General features: G+C 68.4%; 16 protein-coding genes. 8 read left to right on the forward strand and 8 right to left on the reverse strand.

The genetic code is table 11. The features are described from left to right. The first annotated feature begins 37 nt into the window (after window positions 1-37). Complete coding sequence (locus ACFV4K_RS02930; protein ID WP_379271595.1) at window positions 38-292, forward strand: type II toxin-antitoxin system Phd/YefM family antitoxin; 255 nt, start codon at window positions 38-40, stop codon at window positions 290-292. Then, window positions 289-678: a PIN domain-containing protein gene (locus tag ACFV4K_RS02935; protein ID WP_379271597.1), complete on the forward strand. Its 390-nt coding sequence runs from the start codon at window positions 289-291 to the stop codon at window positions 676-678. The genes ACFV4K_RS02930 and ACFV4K_RS02935 overlap by 4 nt, the downstream gene beginning before the upstream one ends. A 74-nt stretch (window positions 679-752) precedes the next feature. Here the strand turns inward: ACFV4K_RS02935 and ACFV4K_RS02940 are convergent, their stop codons facing one another. Then, window positions 753-1,115 (reverse strand): hypothetical protein, encoded by a 363-nt coding sequence (locus tag ACFV4K_RS02940; protein WP_379271599.1) that lies wholly within the window; start codon window positions 1,113-1,115, stop codon window positions 753-755. A gap of 301 nt (window positions 1,116-1,416) precedes the next feature. On the opposite strand from ACFV4K_RS02940, the gene ACFV4K_RS02945 reads away from it, so the two are divergent. Further along, window positions 1,417-2,133, forward strand: coding sequence for a GIY-YIG nuclease family protein (locus ACFV4K_RS02945; protein ID WP_379271600.1), 717 nt, complete (start codon window positions 1,417-1,419; stop codon window positions 2,131-2,133). A gap of 71 nt (window positions 2,134-2,204) precedes the next feature. Here ACFV4K_RS02945 and ACFV4K_RS02950 read toward each other — a convergent pair whose 3' ends face one another. The 5 genes from ACFV4K_RS02950 to ACFV4K_RS02970 all read right to left on the reverse strand — a co-directional run bounded on the left by ACFV4K_RS02950 (window position 2,205) and on the right by ACFV4K_RS02970 (window position 8,219). After that, window positions 2,205-2,612 carry a hypothetical protein gene (locus tag ACFV4K_RS02950; protein WP_379271602.1) on the reverse strand — a complete coding sequence of 136 codons (408 nt, stop codon included), beginning with the start codon at window positions 2,610-2,612 and terminating at the stop codon, window positions 2,205-2,207. A gap of 277 nt (window positions 2,613-2,889) precedes the next feature. Beyond that, window positions 2,890-4,401 carry a serine/threonine-protein kinase gene (locus ACFV4K_RS02955; RefSeq protein WP_379271604.1) on the reverse strand — a complete coding sequence of 504 codons (1,512 nt, stop codon included), beginning with the start codon at window positions 4,399-4,401 and terminating at the stop codon, window positions 2,890-2,892. Between the two features lie 186 nt (window positions 4,402-4,587). Continuing rightward, entirely contained in the window at window positions 4,588-5,778 is a 1,191-nt protein-coding gene (locus tag ACFV4K_RS02960) for a hypothetical protein (protein ID WP_379271606.1), read from the reverse strand. A 4-nt stretch (window positions 5,779-5,782) separates the two neighbouring features. Next, the gene (locus ACFV4K_RS02965) at window positions 5,783-7,027 is read right to left on the reverse strand and encodes a hypothetical protein (RefSeq protein ID WP_379271608.1); all 1,245 of its coding nucleotides are present in this window, start codon (window positions 7,025-7,027) and stop codon (window positions 5,783-5,785) included. 4 nt (window positions 7,028-7,031) lie between these two features. Continuing rightward, window positions 7,032-8,219, reverse strand: a complete 1,188-nt coding sequence (locus ACFV4K_RS02970; RefSeq protein WP_379271609.1) for a hypothetical protein — start codon at window positions 8,217-8,219, stop codon at window positions 7,032-7,034. Between the two features lie 322 nt (window positions 8,220-8,541). On the opposite strand from ACFV4K_RS02970, the gene ACFV4K_RS02975 reads away from it, so the two are divergent. The 5 genes from ACFV4K_RS02975 (at window position 8,542) to coaD (ending at window position 15,403) form a co-directional block, all read left to right on the forward strand. Beyond that, on the forward strand, window positions 8,542-11,946 hold the full coding sequence (locus tag ACFV4K_RS02975) for a pyruvate carboxylase (protein WP_379271611.1): 3,405 nt from the start codon (window positions 8,542-8,544) through the stop codon (window positions 11,944-11,946). Beyond that, window positions 11,943-12,506: a 16S rRNA (guanine(966)-N(2))-methyltransferase RsmD gene (gene rsmD, locus ACFV4K_RS02980; protein WP_379271612.1), complete on the forward strand. Its 564-nt coding sequence runs from the start codon at window positions 11,943-11,945 to the stop codon at window positions 12,504-12,506. Before ACFV4K_RS02975 ends, rsmD begins: the two co-directional genes overlap by 4 nt. 92 nt (window positions 12,507-12,598) lie before the next feature. Further along, entirely contained in the window at window positions 12,599-13,723 is a 1,125-nt protein-coding gene (locus ACFV4K_RS02985) for an FAD-dependent oxidoreductase (protein WP_379271613.1), read from the forward strand. Then, window positions 13,720-14,631, forward strand: a complete 912-nt coding sequence (locus ACFV4K_RS02990) for a hypothetical protein (protein WP_379271615.1) — start codon at window positions 13,720-13,722, stop codon at window positions 14,629-14,631. Before ACFV4K_RS02985 ends, ACFV4K_RS02990 begins: the two co-directional genes overlap by 4 nt. Window positions 14,632-14,911: 280 nt before the next feature. After that, the gene (gene coaD / locus ACFV4K_RS02995) at window positions 14,912-15,403 is read left to right on the forward strand and encodes a pantetheine-phosphate adenylyltransferase (RefSeq protein WP_379271617.1); all 492 of its coding nucleotides are present in this window, start codon (window positions 14,912-14,914) and stop codon (window positions 15,401-15,403) included. A 152-nt stretch (window positions 15,404-15,555) separates the two neighbouring features. On the opposite strand, the gene ACFV4K_RS03000 is transcribed toward coaD, so the two are convergent. Both ACFV4K_RS03000 and ACFV4K_RS03005 read right to left on the reverse strand, forming a co-directional pair. Further along, the gene (locus tag ACFV4K_RS03000; protein ID WP_379271618.1) at window positions 15,556-16,659 is read right to left on the reverse strand and encodes a hypothetical protein; all 1,104 of its coding nucleotides are present in this window, start codon (window positions 16,657-16,659) and stop codon (window positions 15,556-15,558) included. A gap of 223 nt (window positions 16,660-16,882) precedes the next feature. Then, complete coding sequence (locus tag ACFV4K_RS03005) at window positions 16,883-17,440, reverse strand: GtrA family protein (protein WP_379271620.1); 558 nt, start codon at window positions 17,438-17,440, stop codon at window positions 16,883-16,885. Window positions 17,441-17,631: the final 191 nt, after the last annotated feature.

A 17,631-nucleotide genomic window follows, 5' to 3' on the forward strand; every position in this document is an offset into this window, starting at 1 on the left:
AGGGCCGTACGGCGTCGAATCAGATAATATGATTTGCATGAAGGTGATGACGGCGACCGAAGTCGCCCGGAACCTATCCGCTGTTCTGGACCAGGCTGAACACGGAGAGACCATCACGATCACCCGGGGCGGGCGGCGAATCGCCACAATCGTGCCGGCCTCTCGCGAGAACGGTGCCGAAGTGATCGCATTCTTCGCTGAACACAACCCACTCGCTGGGTTTGGTGAAGATATCGAAGCCACCCGCGAGCTGCTGATCGGCGGAGTGGGGGCCGAATGGGACGACGATTGATCCTCGACACCGGCGTAGTCATTGCTGCCGAACGGGGAAAGACCGACCTGGCACGGGTATTGCGACCGGACGACGATGTCGCCCTTGCCATGATCACCGTGTCCGAGCTGTATCTGGGTGTGGAACTCGCTGATTCGACCCGTCGGGGTGCGCGAAAGGCATTCGTCGACGCACTCATCGCGGCAACGCCGATCGAGGATCACACACTCGACGTCGCTCGCGCCCACGCCCATCTGATGGCCCACGTACGGCGGACAGGTCGGCCCCGCGGGGCGCATGATCTCATTATCGCGGCAACCGCCGCGGCCACCGGCCGCGCTGTGCTGACCACCGACGCCAAGGCCGATCTGGGTGCGTTACCCGATGTAACGTGCATGCTGTGCTGACACGCAATCGCCTCCGCCGTTCAACCTGGCCAGCCTGATTGAAAGGTCTCGAGCCGCCCCCGGGCCGGTTGATGCTAGCTGCTGCTGACGACACCACCCGCGTTCCCGTTGGTGTCCACGAGCCCTGTAGACCATCGGGCGTAGGTGGCTTCCGGGTGCACGGTGATCACGTCGACTTGCCGCACAAGGTCGCGGGGGACGCCGTTGTCGAAGTGGTCCGCGCCGGGGGTAATGACGGCCTCAACCTGTAGCCGCGTCGCCTGAGCTTTCACTCGGGCCAGCGGGGGCCGTTTGGTCTTGGGGTCGTAGACGATGATCCCGCAGAAGTCGTAGCCGAGTTTTGTTGCGAGAGACCTTATTTGGTGTTCGTCCCACAGTTGGCTCACCGCGGACACATCGGTTCGCAGATATCCGAGGGCCGCCGGTCGATGCCGCATTGTCCGCCCCTGTCGGTTCATGGTGATTCGGTCGGTTGACGCACCCGGCGGCGGGGCCGACCGAAGTCCTCCTGCCGCTGGGGTGCTGCACACCAGGGTCTCGTTGATCATCGGGACGGCGGAACCTCGTACGTTTCCCACTTCGGGACGTCCCGACAGGTGTACAACGTCCCTATGCCGAATGCGCGGCTACGGGCCGCCATGGCAGCTGGAGGATGGACCCACGCGAGCCTGGCCGAAGCGACCGGCGTAGACCCGAAATCGGTTGAGCGGTGGGTAAATCTGGGCCGCGTCCCCCGACGTGATCGCCAAGAACGGCATCATCGAGGTCGGCGACCTCTACGGGCCACAGTTCAGTCAGGTCGCCCCCAACGGCCCGGAGGGCCTGTTCAGCGACGCCGACGTGGACACCATGGCCGCGGTCATCAAGCACATCCGCGCCACCGCCGATCCTGAAACGGCACCCGTAGCGCGTAAGGGGGATGAATTGCTGGGGTATCCAGTCGGTTTCGTCTACGTGCTGAGCAATCCGGCCATGCCCGGACTGGTGAAGATCGGGAGGGCGGATCGTCTGATCACAACCCGCGCCGGCGAGTTACAGTCGACGGGTGTGCCATTGCCCTTCGAGGTCGAACACGGTTTGATGACCTCGCATCCTGGCGATGTCGAGAAGAAGGCCCAAGATTCGCTGGCTCCGTTCAGAGTGGCACCGAACCGGGAGTTCTTCCGGGTTCCCGTACCGCAGGCGATCCTCGCAGTGCAGGAAGCAGCCGAAGACGCCGCCGGTATCGGGCGATGGGCTGGATCGTGCCACCGGATTTCGTGCGGAGAGCGGTTGGCGCTCTCAATGCGGGAGGGTCAGTTGCTGATCGTCATGCACTATCCGGACCATCCGTTTCGGCCGTCGATGACCACCATCTCGCCTCGATCGATCGCGTTCTCGATTTTGATCCTCAGCTCCCCGGGTGACGCGTCCATATTGGCCAGGCCAATCTCCCGGCCCATCTTGTTGTTGTAGATGTCCATGGCCTCTCGGTGGACCGGATTTCCTCCCGAGCGTGCTGGAATCGGCGCTGTCGGTCCGTTTCCTTATTGGAGTTCGCGGGTGGTGGCGATGAGGAAGGTGATGGTGTCGCGGACCTTGGCGTCGGTCATCTTCAGGGGGATCGAGCTGGTGGCGGCGATCTTGTCGTCGATGGCGATCATGCCTTCCCAGGTGCCGATGCGGGTGAGGAAGGAGTCGTCGGCGGAGCGCCAGACTTCTTCGTCGAAGCCGTCGAGGCGGTGGTAGCGGCCGCCTTCGGGGTCGGTGTGGTCTGGTTTGCGCATGTTGCGGAGGGTCATCCAGGCGACGTAGGGGGCCCGGGGTCTCAGGTTGAGGTAGCAGGAGCCGGTCATGCCGATGGTGGCGTTGATGGTGCCCTGGCTGAGTTCGGCTACCTGGGCTTCGGGGACGCCCAAGGTGGTGTGGAAGAAGTCCAGCATGCGGGTGCACACGTCTTTGTTGGTGTGCGCGGAAGGGGTTGAGCCGGGGTCGGATTGGGAGGGGGCGGGCGAACCGCAGGCGGTGAGTAGGAATGCGGCTGCGAGCAGGAGACATCGGAGGATCCCCCACCGTCTTCCGAACACCACGACCTCCTTTTCGGGGCGGAGCGTAACAAGACCGTGGTGGCGCGCCAACCGTGGTGGCGCACTTACGCCACCCCGCCCATGGCTGCTCGAGACGTGGATCACGCTGGCGCGCACAGAATTCCGGAGATCGACGAGGGCTCGCTTACAGCACCTTCGCGATCGCGGGGACGATCTTCTGAATCGCGACATCCGCGGAGAGGGGCGTCCAGGTTTGGAAAGCCTGCGCGGTCGCGGGGTCGTCGACGATGACCAGGCGGGCGTGGGTGAGGCTGGAGGACAGGAAGGAACTCGGCAGGCCGCGCAGGCCGCCATTGCCCGCCTGCTTGTCGGTGCGCACGATGATGACCAGGTCGACGTCGGGGACCGTCTCGCCGGATGCGGACAACGGGCGCGGGGACGTCTCGTCGGGCTTGGCGCGGAAGTCGGTGGCGTAGCGGAAGCCGATGTCCTGCAGGAACTTCGCCTGCTCGCTCGAATCCAGGTCGACGGACAGCGAACTGTCGCCGAGGTTGTAGGCGGCCACCGTCTTGTTGAGGAACGACGGATGCGTGGCCCGGACCTGGGCCGGGGAATCGCTGGGGGTGGAGGTGGTCTGGGTGACGGTGTCGCCGCCGGAGTCCTGGTGTGTGGCCAGGTAGACCGCGGTGCCGGAAACACCCGGCAGCGCAACGGCCGCCGCCACCGCGAGGGCGCGCCAGCGGGCGGTGCGGGAGCCACGGGTCCCCGAGTGGATCGGCTGCGGCCGGGTGATCCGCTCGGTCGGCCGCTCGGACTCGACGATCGGCGGCGCGGAGGGCATCCGGCCCTGCAAGGCCAGCGCGGCGTCCTCGGTGAAGTCCCGGCAGGTGGCGTAGCGGTCGTCGGGATCCTTGGCCAGCACCTTCGCGATCACCGCGTCCAGCGCGGGCGGCAGATCGGCGCGTAGCGTGCCCAGCGCGGGCGGCGGATCCTGGAGGTGCCCCAGCGTCGCCTGGGCGATGGAATTCACCGGGAACGGCGTGCGCCCGGTGAGCAGCTTCACGAAAGCGCAGCCGAGACTGTAGATGTCGCCCCGATGATCCAGCGGCCCGGCGACCAGCCGTTCGGGGGCCGCGTAGGCGAGGGTCGCCATCATGGCGTCGGTGGCGGTGAGTTCGCGGCCGTCGGTCACCGACTTGGCGACGCCGAAATCGGTGAGCAGCACCCGTTCCTCGCCCGGATGCGCGTCCTCGTCGCGGGAGAGCAGGAAGTTGGCGGGCTTCACATCCCGGTGCAGCAGCCCGCGCCGATGCGCGTAATCCAGGGCTTTGCCCACCTCGGTGACGATGCGCAACGCCCGCTGCGGCGTCATTCCCTCGGGATGCTGCTTCAACTCCACGGACGCATCGGTGCCGGGAACGTACTGCATGGCGATCCACAGCTTCCCGTCCTCCTCGCCGCGCGCGTAGACCGTCACGATGTTCGGATGATCCATCTCCGCAGCGAGATTCGCCTCACGCGCGAACCGCGCCCGATACACCTCGTCGTGCGACAGGTCGTTGCTGAGCACCTTCAAGGCGTCGAGTCGCCCGGGAAACATCGGATCCTGCACCAGATAGACGGTCCCCATCCCGCCACTGCCCAGCACCCGGATGATCCGGTGGCCGCCCACAACAGTGCCGGGCCGCAACGGCATGCTTGTCCGCCTCTCCGGGCCTTCAGCGGCCCGCCAATAGCCGTCGCCGGTTTCGTATCCGTGCCGGCGGTGGGTGCCGAACCAAGGTCGGGAGTACCCGGCGAGTTACCCCGAACTCGCGAGATCAGTCGTCGCCCTGGTTCGGGCCCTTGGAATGTAGCAACGATCGCCGAACCCGGCCGAGTGTCAGATGTGGCCATAGGCGAGCAGCTTGTACTGGGCCGAAAGCCGTTGGCGCAGATCCTGGGACTGGTCGGCGGACACCTCGGCCACGTAGCGCTGGTAGGGCAGGTAGCACATGAACTTCGCGCCGATGGCGTACTTCACGTCCTTCAACTGCAGGCAGCGGGCGGTGGCCAGGCCGGGTGGCGGGTCGACGGGCTTGTACCGGTCGAGCAGTTCGTCGACGAAGGCGGCGATGAAGCGCTGGGCGGCCGCCTCGTCCTTCGTTCGGTAGATATTGCTGAGCGAACTGGCCATCACGTCGAGTCCCGCGTCGGCGTACGCGCGGCGGGAGGCGGCCGGTCGATCGTCGTGGGTGAGGGCGGCGTGCGGGCCGTACAGTCCTTCGCTCGCCCGGACCTGTCCCTTGCCCGCGGGCAGCACGCGGCTGAGCAGATCGTCGGGATCGCTGAGCAGGCCCGCCAGCTGGTCGGGCGGGGTGGGGTGATAGTCCCGCATCGATTCGATCGCCTTGTCCAGCATCCGCTTCGCCACGTCTATCAGGAATGCGGGACCGTCGGGCACGGTCAGGTCGTCCTCGACGTGCAGCCAGTACAGGTATTCGCCCTGCGGGTACAGCGCCCGCACCCATTCAAGGGAGGTGAGCGCGGCCCGCGCGGCCGGGTAGCCGGGGATCTGTACCGGCCCCCTGTCCGGGTACTCCGGACTCGCCTGCGACGCAAGGAAATCCGCGGCCGTCGCGGCCTGCGCGGGTTTGCCGAAGCGCAGCACCGTGAGATGCACGTTCAGCCCGAGCGTGGTGTCGTACCGATGCCGCCCACCGGTCTGCCAGCCGGCGACCAGGCCCGGCGCGCGATCGTTGAACCCGTCGATCCCCATCGGCGGATAGTCCGCGGTGATCGCCGGCCCGGCGGACCCGTACCCCAGCCGCTCGTCGATCTCCAGGGGCAGCGGGACGTGCTCGCCCAGCCGGATCGCCTCCTGCACCACGTCCCCGACGCTGATGTCGGGCTTCATGGAGGTGATCTGCCGCGGGACCACCGGATAGTTCCCCGGGTCCAATTGCGACACATCGACGGTCGCGGCGGGTGACGCGGGCGCGGCGGGGTCGGTCGGGCCCGACCCGCAGCCGCCGGCCAGGACGGCCGCTACCATGAGCGCCGGCAGCCGGGTGCTCGATCGTGCGATCCTCATGGCGCTATCCGCTCCTGGCCAGCATCGAATACTGCGCCGACACCCGCTGCTCGAACGAGGCGGGCGCGCCGCCGCTGAACCGGGCCTGCGCCCCGATCACGGCCACGTACCGGCCGTAGACCACCGCGCACAGATAGGTGGCGTCGCGGATCGGCTCGGGTTCGTCGAGCCGTACGCAGTGCGCGTCGGTGATGCCCCCGGGGTTCGGGACCTCGTCGTCGTCGCGGCCCAGCCGGGTCAGCGCGGTCTGTAGACCGAAGGCCGCCTTCAGATCCCGGGTGCGGTACACGGTCGCCCCGTTGCGGGCGACCAGATCCACCCCGGCCGCCTCGAACGCGGGCCGCGCCACCGCGGTGTCGCGCTCGAAATGCAGTGCGGCCGCGGGCGTGTAGACCCCGCCCTGGCCGCGGCCGCCCCACCGATCGGAGTCGGTGCTGTCGTACTGGTTGGGCAGCGTGAGATCCAGGATCTTGTCGGGATTGCCGGGCAGGTCCGGAAGATCCTCGAGCGGAGTGGGTTTCAGCTCGGCCATCGCGGTGAGCTGGGCGCGCAGCATGTCTCGCAGGCGGGTGCCGAGCGCCGCCGGATCGTGCTGCGGGATCACGGCGTGGCCGATGATCGCGTACACGCCGCGCACCGCGACCAGCTCGCCCCTGTCATCGGTGCGGGAGGAGGCCCGCGCGCTGTCGTGGGTGTCGGCGGGCAGGTCGGCGGTGTCGATCGGAATCGGGTGCCGCTCGGGGGTGTTCAAGGTTTCCCAGTACCCGTCGACGGCCGCGCGGGCGGCCTGCTCGGACGGGAAGCGCTGGATCGCCAGGATGATGTGCTTGCGGGCCCGCACGCTGTCGTTGTTGCGGGCGATGTAGGCCCCCGCGATGAGCCGATTGCGTTCCGCGACCGGCTGCCAGTTCTTCGGGAACGGCCCGTTGTCGTCGTCGTAGTCGGCGCCGGAGCTGCTCAGCAGCCGGGCCCCGCCCAGATACCGGACGTCGGGATCGATGCGGTCGGGTCCGGCCAGATACGACATCATGCGCCGCGATTCGATGGCGTACGCGTCGGCGACCGTGCCGTAGAACGGCACGAATTCCGCCGGGGCCGACGGATAGGGCCCGACCTTCAGCTTCGGCAGATCGGCCGCGGTCATGCCGGGCACCGCGTGTCCGGACACCGGCCACGATCCGACCGCGTACCCCGCGCCGAGGACCGCCACGGCGGCCGCCGCCAACGCCACTGCCCGCAGTCGTCTCATCCGGTCACCCGCTCGTCAACAGCACGTACTGCGCGGCCGTCTTCTGATACAGCTCGGCCAGGTTGGACGCGCCGACCTGCACGGTGTACTTGTCCACGTGGAAGGTGCACTGGTGGAACATGACCCGCCCGTTCTCCAGATCGGCGAAGCAGCCGATGTCGCCCGGGAAACGCGGCGGCGGGTCGACGGCCCGATGCTTGTCGGAGGGTTCGTTGGCCGGATTCCACTTGTCCCACAGGGCGCGTGCCGCCGCGCCGGTACGACTGTGGAACACCAGCGCGTCGCCGTAGCCGACCAGATCGACATCGCCGATGGTGAGGAACTCCAGGTCCGTGCCGTCGAGACTCTGCAACGAGCCGCGGCCGGTGTACACCCCGTCCGGGTCCGGGCGCAGCGGCAGTTCCGGATTCGTCGGCAGGGTGCGGCCGAGAATGCCGTCCGGGTCGAGCGGAATGTGCTCGAACTGCTCGGTCGGCGTGGGCTGGAACTTGTCGAGCAGCGGCAGCGCCACGTCGAGCATGCGTTCGGTGCGCGCGCTCAGATCCGCCAGATCCGGCGCGGCGGCCAGCTCGTCCACCAGCTTGATGTACACGACGTAGCGGTCGCGCACCGTCCACGAGCCCAGCGACGCCACGTTCGGCCGCCAATGCGCGGTGCTCGCAGGGTATTTGGCCAGCGTCACCGGCTGATTGCCATTGTTGTAGGTGAAATCGTCATGTTCGAGCACCGGGCCCACCGCCGCGGCGCGCCCGGCGTCGGGCAGTTCCAGCACCGCGATGCTGAGCCTGCGGTGCTTCTCGTCCCTGCCCTCGCCGGTGCACCAGGTGGTGACCCAGCCGCCGCGCAGATCGTGGGCGACCTCGTCGAAGGTGTCGTTGATGACGATATTGCCCAGGCCCTTGTGGTTGGTGACGACGTGCGGGCGGACATTGTTGGAGCACTCGTAGGTGTAGTCGTGGTCGGCCTCGAACGGCAGCGCCACGTAGTCCGACAGCCGCTGCGACTCCCGGATCCGGGATTGCTTGCCGGTCTTGGCATTTCCCACCGTGCGCGGCGTGGTCTGGTAGTTGCCGACCTCCAGGCTCGCGGGGTCGGTCGGCTGCCGCACCGGGTGGCCGGGAACGCTGCTCGCGCAGCCGGTTCCGGCCGCGAGCGCCATCGCGAGGCCCATCAACGCCGCGAACAGTCTCACCGTCCCCTCCTCCCAGGGCGGATTTTACCGTCGCTCAAGACTTCTCGCGCGCCTTCGGCCGCGCCGGGTGTGGTCTCGGACACGATCGCGCGGCAATCCGGGCACCGTGACGTCTCGGTCCGCGCGCCCCGCCCGGCCGCTTCCGGACCGGTCTCCGTTAGCACGGCGGCGAATTCCGTGGTCGGAGGCGCGTAACCCTCACCGGCAGGCATGTATCGCGGTGATTAACACAAATTCGCAAGCGGGGAGTCCGGCCTGTGAAGATTGCACCGAACGGGACTTCGATGCCCGATCCGTATCCCCGGGCAGGTACCTTCTACGCATGTTCTCCAAAGTCCTGGTCGCCAACCGCGGCGAGATCGCCATTCGCGCCTTCCGCGCGGCCTACGAACTCGGCATCGGTACGGTCGCGGTTTTTCCGTACGAGGACCGCAAATCCGTGCACCGGCTCAAGGCCGACGAGGCGTACCAGATCGGTGAGCCCGGCCACCCCGTCCGCGCGTACCTGTCGGTCGAGGGCATCATCGAGGCCGCCAAGAGCGCGGGCGCGGACGCCATCTACCCCGGCTACGGCTTCCTGTCGGAGAACCCGGACCTGGCCGCCGCCTGCGCCCGTGAGGGCATCACCTTCATCGGCCCGGCCGCCTCGGTCCTCGAACTGACCGGCAACAAGGCCCGCGCCATCGCCGCGGCCAAGGCCGCCGGACTGCCGGTGCTGCGGTCCAGCGAACCGTCCGCCGACGTGGACGCGCTGATGACGGCCGCGGAGTCGATGGAGTTCCCGCTGTTCGTGAAGGCCGTCGCCGGTGGCGGCGGTCGCGGTATGCGCCGCGTGGCGGACCCGGCCCAGCTGCGCGAGTCCATCGAGGCCGCCGCGCGCGAGGCCGAATCCGCGTTCGGCGACGCGACCGTGTTCCTCGAGCAGGCGGTGGTCAACCCCCGCCACATCGAGGTGCAGATCCTCGCCGACCAGCAGGGCAATGTCATCCACCTCTACGAGCGCGACTGCTCGCTGCAGCGCCGCCACCAGAAGGTGATCGAGCTCGCGCCCGCCCCGAACCTGGATCCCGCACTGCGCGACCGCATTTGCGCCGACGCCGTGGCCTTCGCCAAGCAGATCGGCTACTCCTGCGCGGGCACCGTGGAATTCCTGCTCGACGAGCGCGGCAACCACGTGTTCATCGAGATGAACCCGCGCATCCAGGTCGAGCACACGGTGACCGAGGAGATCACCGACGTCGACCTGGTGCAGTCGCAGCTGCGCATCGCCGCGGGGGAGAGCCTCGCGGATCTCGGCCTGAGCCAGGACGCCATCCACATTCGCGGCGCCGCCCTGCAGTGCCGCATCACCACCGAGGACCCGGCCAACGGCTTCCGCCCCGACACCGGCCGCATCACCGGCTACCGCTCCCCGGGCGGCGCGGGCGTGCGCCTCGACGGTGGCGCGAACGTCGGCGCGGAGGTCGGCGCCTACTTCGACTCCATGCTGGTCAAGCTGACCTGCCGCGGCCGCGACTTCAGCGCCGCGGTGGCGCGGGCCCGGCGCGCGGTCGCCGAATTCCGCATCCGCGGCGTGACGACCAACATCCCGTTCCTGATGGCGGTGCTCGACGACCCGGACTTCCGGGCGGGCCGGGTCACCACCTCGTTCATCGACGAGCGGCCGCAGCTGCTCACGCTGAAGAGCTCCGCCGACCGCGGCACCAAGATCCTCAACTACCTGGCCGACATCACCGTGAACAAGCCGCACGGCTCACGGCCGACCAAGGTGTACCCGCACGACAAGCTGCCCGCCCTCGACCTGACCGTGCCGCCGCCGGCCGGCTCGCGGCAGCGGCTGCTCGAGCTCGGTCCCGAAGGCTTCTCGCAGTGGCTGCGCAACCGGGAGGGCGTGGCCGTCACCGACACCACCTTCCGTGACGCGCACCAGTCGCTGCTCGCCACCCGCGTCCGCACCAACGGCCTGCTCGACGTGGCCGGGCACGTGGCGCGCATGACGCCCGAACTGCTGTCCATCGAATGCTGGGGCGGTGCGACCTACGACGTGGCGCTGCGCTTCCTCTACGAGGACCCGTGGGAGCGGCTCGCCGCGCTGCGCGAGGCCGTGCCGAACATCAATCTGCAGATGCTGCTGCGCGGCCGCAACACCGTCGGCTACACGCCGTACCCCGAAAAGGTCACGCGCGCTTTCGTTTCCGAGGCCACGGCCACCGGTATCGACGTCTTCCGCATCTTCGACGCGCTCAACAATGTCGACCAGATGCGCCCGGCCATCGACGCCGTCCGCGAAACCGGCACGGCCCTGGCCGAAGTCGCGCTGTCCTACACCGGTGACCTGTCCAACCCGAACGAGGACCTCTACACCCTCGACTACTACCTCAAGCTCGCCGAGCAGATCGTCGAGGCCGGGGCGCACGTCATCGGCATCAAGGACATGGCCGGCCTGCTGCGCGCGCCCGCCGCGTCCACCCTGGTCACGGCGCTGCGGCGGGAGTTCGACCTGCCGGTGCACGTGCACACCCACGACACCCCGGGCGGCCAGCTGGCCACCTACCTCGCCGCCTGGCAGGCCGGGGCCGACGCCGTGGACGGCGCGTCCGCGCCGATGGCGGGCACCACCTCGCAGCCCGCGCTCTCGGCCATCGTCGCCGCGGCCGCGAACTCGCCCTACGACACCGGGCTGAACCTGCAGAACGTGTGCGACCTCGAGCCGTACTGGGAAGCGTTGCGAAAGGTGTACGCGCCCTTCGAGTCCGGGCTGCCGGGCCCGACGGGCCGCGTCTACCACCACGAGATCCCCGGCGGCCAGCTGTCGAACCTGCGCCAGCAGGCCATCGCGCTGGGCCTGGGCGACCAGTTCGAGGAGGTCGAGGCGAAATACGCCGCGGCGGACCGGATGCTGGGCCGCCTGGTCAAGGTCACCCCGTCCTCCAAGGTGGTCGGCGACCTGGCGCTGGCGCTGGTCGGCAGCGGCGTCGACGTCGACGACTTCGCCGCCGACCCGGCCCGCTACGACATCCCGGACTCGGTGATCGGTTTCCTGCGTGGCGAACTCGGCACCCCGGCCGGTGGCTGGCCCGAGCCGTTCCGCAGCCGCGCCCTCGAGGGCCGCGGTCCCGCCAAGCCGGAAACCCAGCTCACCGTCGCCGACGAGGCCGGACTCAACGGCACCTCCGCCGAACGCCGCGCCACCCTCAACCGGCTGCTGTTCCCCGGACCCACCGCCGAATTCATCGCCCACCGCGAGAAGTACGGCGACACCACCGGGCTCTCGGCCAACCAGTTCTTCTACGGCCTGCGCCACGACGAGGAACACCACGTCCAGCTCGACAAGGGCGTCACCCTGCTCATCGGCCTGGAGGCCATCTCCGAGCCCGACGAGCGTGGCATGCGCTCGGTCATGTGCATCCTGAACGGGCAGCTGCGCCCCATCCAGGTGCGCGACCGCTCCATCGCCAGCGAGATCCCGGCGGCGGAGAAGGCCGACCGGAATAACGCCGGCCACATCGCGGCCCCCTTCGCCGGTGTGGTGACCCTGGCCGTCTCCGAAGGCGATTCGGTGTCCGCGGGTGACACCATCGGCACCATCGAGGCCATGAAGATGGAGGCCGCCATCACCGCCCCGCGCGGCGGCGTGGTGCGCCGCGTCGCCATCGCCAAGGTCCAGCAGGTGGAGGGCGGCGACCTGCTCGTCGACGTGAACCTGAACGAGACCGCCGCCGAATGACCCGCATCGTGGCAGGTACCGCCGGGGGCCGACGCCTACGCGTCCCCCCGGCGGGCACCCGCCCCACCTCCGACCGCGTGCGCGAGGCACTGTTCAGCTTCCTGCACGCCCGCATGGATTTCGACGGCCTGCACGTCCTCGACCTCTACGCGGGCTCGGGGGCCCTGGCCCTGGAAGCCCTGTCCCGCGGCGCTTCGCACGCCCTCCTGATCGAAGCGGACCGCAAGGCCGCCGCCATCATCCGCGGCAATATCGGCGATCTGGGGCTGCCGGGCGCCGAACTGCGCCAGAACAGCGTCGGCTCGGTGCTCTCGGGCGCCGCCCCTGAACGCTACGATCTGGTCTTCTCGGACCCGCCGTACGACCTCGACGTCGCCGACGTGCAATCCGACCTCCGCTCGCTTGCCGAGAACGGGTGGCTGCACGACGAGGCGCTCATCGTCGTGGAACGCTCCACCCGCTCACCCGAAGTGGTCTGGCCCGACGGGTTCGAACCCCTGAAGTCGCGCACCTACGGCGAGACGCGCCTCGACTTCGCCGAGTTCGCCGGAGCCAACTGACACACGGGCTTTCGCTGTTTCGGCGGGTGCGCTCCGGTCGCGGTCGATAGAATCACTTCGGGGTGAGCGATCGCGGTGAGGGGGTTCGAGCGGTGCACACAGGACGCGTCGCCGTCATCGGCCTGGGGGCCGCGGGCCTGTCCGCATGCGTGGCGGCCGCGGAAACCGGGTGGTCGGTCATCGGATTCGATCGGAGCACCATCGGCGCGGACGCCGCGGCCTCCGCGGGACGGTCGAAGATCATCAGGTTCGGATATTCGGACCCGTTCTATGCCGAGCTGATGCGCGACACCCGGCCACGCTGGGAGCGGCTCGAACACGACACCGGAATGTCGTTGATCGATCCGTGCGGGATGCTGCACTTCGGGATCGGCGGGGAATCGGGGACCGACGCGGTCATCGAATCGCTCGAACGGTCGGGTCAGGACTGCGAAATCCTCACCGGCGGTGAGCCGGCCGCCCGGACCGGATTGCACCTGCGGGCCGGGGAAATCGGCGTCTACGAACGCAATGCCGGGATGATGACCCCGGCATCGGTGCTGCACGCGCTCGCGGTACGGGCGAATGCGCTCGGCGTGACCCTGCGCGAGAAGGCCGCCGTGTCGGCGATCGACGAGGCGGGCGGCTCCGTCACTGTGGTGACATCGGACGGGCCGGTACCCGTGGATCGCGTAATCATCGCCGCCGGTGGACAATTCGGGCGATTCGCGCCTGCTGCCGCCGCTCGAATCACTGTTACCCGCCAATATCAGATCGTCTGCGAATCGACCGAGCCCATCGCGGGCGGTCACGGGTGCAGCTGGATGGACGTCACGGCCGACGAGTGGTACGGGATGGTCAACGTGGGCAACGGTTTACAGATCATGGGAGTCCACGAGCCCGCGACCATCGTGGACACCGACCAGCCGATCGAGGACGCGGAACTGAAGGCATCGGTCGACCTGCAACTCGAGTATCTGAGGGAACGGCTGGCGCTGAACTCCCGGCAACTCACCCTCCGCGAAGTCCGAACCTGCCACTACACCAATACGGCGGCCAAGGATTTCGTGATCGACCGCCTGCCGGGCCGCTCGGCGGTGCTGCTCAGCGCCTGCTCCGGGCACGGCTTCAAATTCACCATCACCAGCGGCTACCTGGCCGCGCAGCTCGCCTGCACCGACGCGGCGCCGGTACCCCGCTTCCAGCTGTCCGCCCTCTCCACCGAGGCGCAGCCATGACCACCCCGACTCCGCAGCCTCCACCGGAACTGCCGGTGAGCAGCAATACCGCCGCCAAAGTCACGCTGATCATCGGAATCCTCGTCACCGTCCTGGGCTCGATGTGGGGCATCATCTCGAGTTCCGGCGGCAAGGTCGTCGCTCCGATCGACACCATCATCGCCGGGGCGTTGACCGCGGTGGGCGGCGGTATCGTCGGCGCGTCGATGCAGGATCTGTTCTCCCGCACCAACGTCGAACGCGGCCTCAGCGCGGTCTCGCGCATGATGTCCGATGTCGTCACCGAGAACTCACGGGTTCTGACGGCCATCACCGAGCGGATGACCGATGTCGCCGACGGGATCGGCGGCTCCGCCCGGGCATCCCATGACAGCATCCGCACTACCTTGGCCGGTTCCCTGTCCGCGCGGTTCGTGTCCGACGAACAACAGCTCGCCCCGCTGCGAAAAACGTGGCATCACTATCATGTCACCCAAGCCGGACGTGAATTGCGCTGGCTGTATTCGATATTCCCCTTGGACACGGGCACCAGCCCCTCGACGATCACCACGCCCATCGTCCTGGTCGATCTCGCGCGCGTCGCGCATGTCTACAACGCCGAGGTCGGCATGCGAACGAATCGACTGTTCGTCAACTTCACCCGCGCCGACGGCACCGAGCCGAGCTGCTCGGAGATCTTCCCGCACATGCAGACCTTCCGCGACATCCACGCCGGCTTCGGCATCCGCCAGACCTGGGACGGCTCCCACCTGCTCGGCCGCGCCATCATGAGCGAACGCCCCGTCATCCCCGACGCCGAACCCGGCATGATCCCCGCCGAACACAACACCACCCTCGACGACGTCTGGCTCACCGGCTTCATCCAGAACCGCATCCATCTCGACGACCTCCCGGCCCGCAGCTCCTGAACCTGACTGAACTCGCTGCTGGTGGCTGGTGAGCGAGCACGCTGTAGTGGTCCACCACCTCGGGCGACGACTTGTGGGGGCCGCCCTTCGAGTTGATACAGCTTGACCATCGTGCCGTTGACATCGCCGGGCGCGAACTCGTCCTGGAAGCCCGCCGACGGCATGCCACCCATGTAGGCCTTCCAGGACACCGTGCTGTCCTCGAGCTGGCCAGGCATGTCCGTTTTGTGGAGTTTGGGGCGGACGCGGATGCTACCCCGGAATGCGGTAGCGTGCGGCCATGGCTGGAGCACTGTGCCCCGGGTCCTTCGACCCGGTGACCAACGGACATCTCGACGTGATAGCCCGCGCCGCCGAGCAATTCGACGAGGTGGTCGTGACCGTGGTGGTGAACCCCAACAAGCAGGGGATGTTCACCGTCGAGGAACGCATGGAGCTGATCCGCGAGGTGACCGCCCACCTGCCCAACGTGCGGGTGGAATCCTGGCGCGGACTGCTGGTGGACTTCGCCAAGCGGGAGGGCATCACCGCGATCGTCAAGGGCCTGCGCGACGCCACCGACTACGGCTACGAAGTCCAGATGGCGCAGATGAACCGCAAGCTCACCGGCGTCGACACCTACTTCATCGCCACCAACCCCGCCTACAGCTTCGTCTCCAGCTCCCTGGTCAAGGAAGTGGCGACGCTCGGCGGCGACATCGCCGACCTGCTGCCCCCGGCCGTCCACAAGCGCCTCATGGACCGCATCGCCGAACGCAAAGCCACCGACTGAGAACCCCGCATCCCGCTGGGCCACAACCCCATACGGCCCAGCGGGTGCGCGGATTCGAGCCTCCAGCCACCCCGTCGCGACTTTGTGGTGGCGCCATGTCGTGCGCGGCTGCCCCGAGGTCCCGGCGCTGTGCATCTCGGCCGCCACGTGTGTCACAACGTGCGGATCGAGGCCGGGCGGCCAGGCAATGTGGGGGCGGGCTCGATTCGGCCGTCGGGTCGGGGTCGGGAGCGGGACAGGGCGGCGCGCAGGCGGCGGGCCGCGCGGTCACGGATGAGGTCGTCCCAGGTCCAGCGGACCACCTCGAAACCCAGGGCGCGCAGGTGGGTTTCGCGGATTCGCTCGCGGTGGATGGTGGCGGCGAAGTCCTGGCCCGGGCGGAGTAGGCGGCCGTACTCGGTGGGGCCGTCGAACTCACACAGCACGCCCGCGGACTCGTAATAGAAGTCGACGCGCGCCACGAAACGGCCGTCCGGGGTCAGCACATTGCCCTGAGAACTCGGCAGCGGCAGCGCGTGCTGCTCGATCATGGTGCGGCTGAGCGATTCCCCGATGCTCTGGCTGCGACCGTCGAGCAGGGCGATCACCGCTTTGGCCTGGCCGATGCCATAGCGGCCCTTGGCCTTCGCGATCTCCTCGCCGAGTTCGGCCGTGGTCAGTCCGAACCGGCCGGCCAGCGCGTCACCGGCGACGACCGCCGCCTCGAACGGCAGCGTCAGCGCCAGATCCACCACGGTCCGCGCCGGGGTGGTGACCGGCAGTCCGTCGACCTCGACCGCGCGATCCACCGGCGAGCCATGGACTTTCGCGAACGGCCGGGTCCGCCCGCCGCCCTTGCGATTGCGGGTCACGCACACCCGATCCAGCGGCGTCCGCCACAGGGTGGTCCCGTACAGCACGGCCGCCGACTGATGGCTCACCACGCTGCCCGCGGCCATCTCCGGCAACAGGGCCCCGATCAATTGCCGATGCTGTTCCCGCCGGTCGAGCGCGGTCGGCATCGGTTCGTGCACCCGCTGCTCGGACCTGCCCCGCGGTCCGGCACCCGATTGCCGTCCCGGGCCCCGCTGCGCGCCACACCCCGCGAGCAGCGCCTTCCGGGATTCCCGTGCCCCGCAATGTCGTCCACCGTCGACCCTCGCCTGTGCCCGGCTGGTGGTCTTGGTCGATCCGGTCACCGGGAATGCGGCCGAGCCGGTCGCCCCGGCGGCGCCGACGGTCGGATCGGTGGCGGTGGTCGTCGCGATGGTGGTCATCAGCCCTCCTGCCGGGGCGGGCGCGGACGCCGGTGCCGCACGCACGATCCGCACCCCCGCCCCGGGGGACGCTGGGGCCGTGGTCCGCTCGTATCCCGCCGTCCCCCAAGGCATCCGCGCCCACGGTCCATGTCGGAACCCCTTTCGTCGTCGATACTGGCTTGGACGCCGACGCGGCGAAAGAGGTTCCCGCGTTCGCGGAGAACATGTGGGGGAGTGGGGCTCAGAACACCCAGAGCCGCAGGGTGAGGAAGCGCATGGTGCCGACCACGGCCGTAATGCCCAGGACGGCAACGGCTTCGGCGATATCGCCCATGCCGGGCGCGGTGACCTCGAGAATCGCCAGACCCGCCGAGGTGATGGCGAGCCCGGCCAGCGCCAGCGCCCCGCCCTCGATCTGCGCGGTGTACCAGCGCACCCGGTCCGCGGCCTGAAAGGTGAGCCGCCGATGCATCTCGTTGGCCAGCGCGGTGCTCACGATGGATCCGGCCAGATTGGCCACCTGCGCGCCGCCGCCGTAGAGGGCGAGGAACAGCAGGATGTATCCGACATTGCTGAGGCCGCCGACGAGTGCGAAGCGAATCAATTGTGCGAAGGCGGCGTCGCCGCGCAGCCAGGCCCCGATCCGGGCCGACCAGCGGACGCCGGTCGCGCGCAGGGCGCCGGTGCTCTGGGCGAGCGCCTCGGAGCCGTAGGCGAAGGCTTCGGAACCGAGGGTATAGGTGTGCACCAGCCCGGGCACGGGCATCGTCGCCCGCTCCGGAATCTCGTGGACAGCCATCGTCTACCCCATCCGAACACGCCATTACTTGTCTTGCTCCTCAACGGTAAACCAAGTGGAGCTATTTCCTCCACTTGTTTTTCCTGCCGGATCTGTGAAACAGGCCATGTTGCGGAAAACCCGCGACACGCCGTGTCGGACCTTGTTGACAGCGCGGAGATTGGCAGACTGGCGGAAGCGGAGAGTCTCGC

It is taken from the genome of Nocardia sp. NPDC059764 (genome assembly GCF_042732555.1).
In the GTDB taxonomy this organism is placed as follows: Bacteria; Actinomycetota; Actinomycetes; order Mycobacteriales; family Mycobacteriaceae; genus Nocardia.

What these genes read in the sequence shown, in the direction of transcription:
- ACFV4K_RS02930 (WP_379271595.1), top strand. Translation starts at nt 38, where the DNA reads ATGAAGGTGATGACGGCGACCGAAGTCGCCCGGAACCTATCCGCTGTT.
- ACFV4K_RS02940 (WP_379271599.1), bottom strand. Translation starts at nt 1,115, where the DNA reads ATGCGGCATCGACCGGCGGCCCTCGGATATCTGCGAACCGATGTGTCC.
- ACFV4K_RS02955 (WP_379271604.1), bottom strand. Translation starts at nt 4,401, where the DNA reads ATGCCGTTGCGGCCCGGCACTGTTGTGGGCGGCCACCGGATCATCCGG.
- ACFV4K_RS02960 (WP_379271606.1), bottom strand. Translation starts at nt 5,778, where the DNA reads ATGAGGATCGCACGATCGAGCACCCGGCTGCCGGCGCTCATGGTAGCG.
- ACFV4K_RS02965 (WP_379271608.1), bottom strand. Translation starts at nt 7,027, where the DNA reads ATGAGACGACTGCGGGCAGTGGCGTTGGCGGCGGCCGCCGTGGCGGTC.
- ACFV4K_RS02975 (WP_379271611.1), top strand. Translation starts at nt 8,542, where the DNA reads ATGTTCTCCAAAGTCCTGGTCGCCAACCGCGGCGAGATCGCCATTCGC.
- rsmD (WP_379271612.1), top strand. Translation starts at nt 11,943, where the DNA reads ATGACCCGCATCGTGGCAGGTACCGCCGGGGGCCGACGCCTACGCGTC.
- ACFV4K_RS02990 (WP_379271615.1), top strand. Translation starts at nt 13,720, where the DNA reads ATGACCACCCCGACTCCGCAGCCTCCACCGGAACTGCCGGTGAGCAGC.
- coaD (WP_379271617.1), top strand. Translation starts at nt 14,912, where the DNA reads ATGGCTGGAGCACTGTGCCCCGGGTCCTTCGACCCGGTGACCAACGGA.
- ACFV4K_RS03000 (WP_379271618.1), bottom strand. Translation starts at nt 16,659, where the DNA reads ATGACCACCATCGCGACGACCACCGCCACCGATCCGACCGTCGGCGCC.
- ACFV4K_RS03005 (WP_379271620.1), bottom strand. Translation starts at nt 17,440, where the DNA reads ATGGCTGTCCACGAGATTCCGGAGCGGGCGACGATGCCCGTGCCCGGG.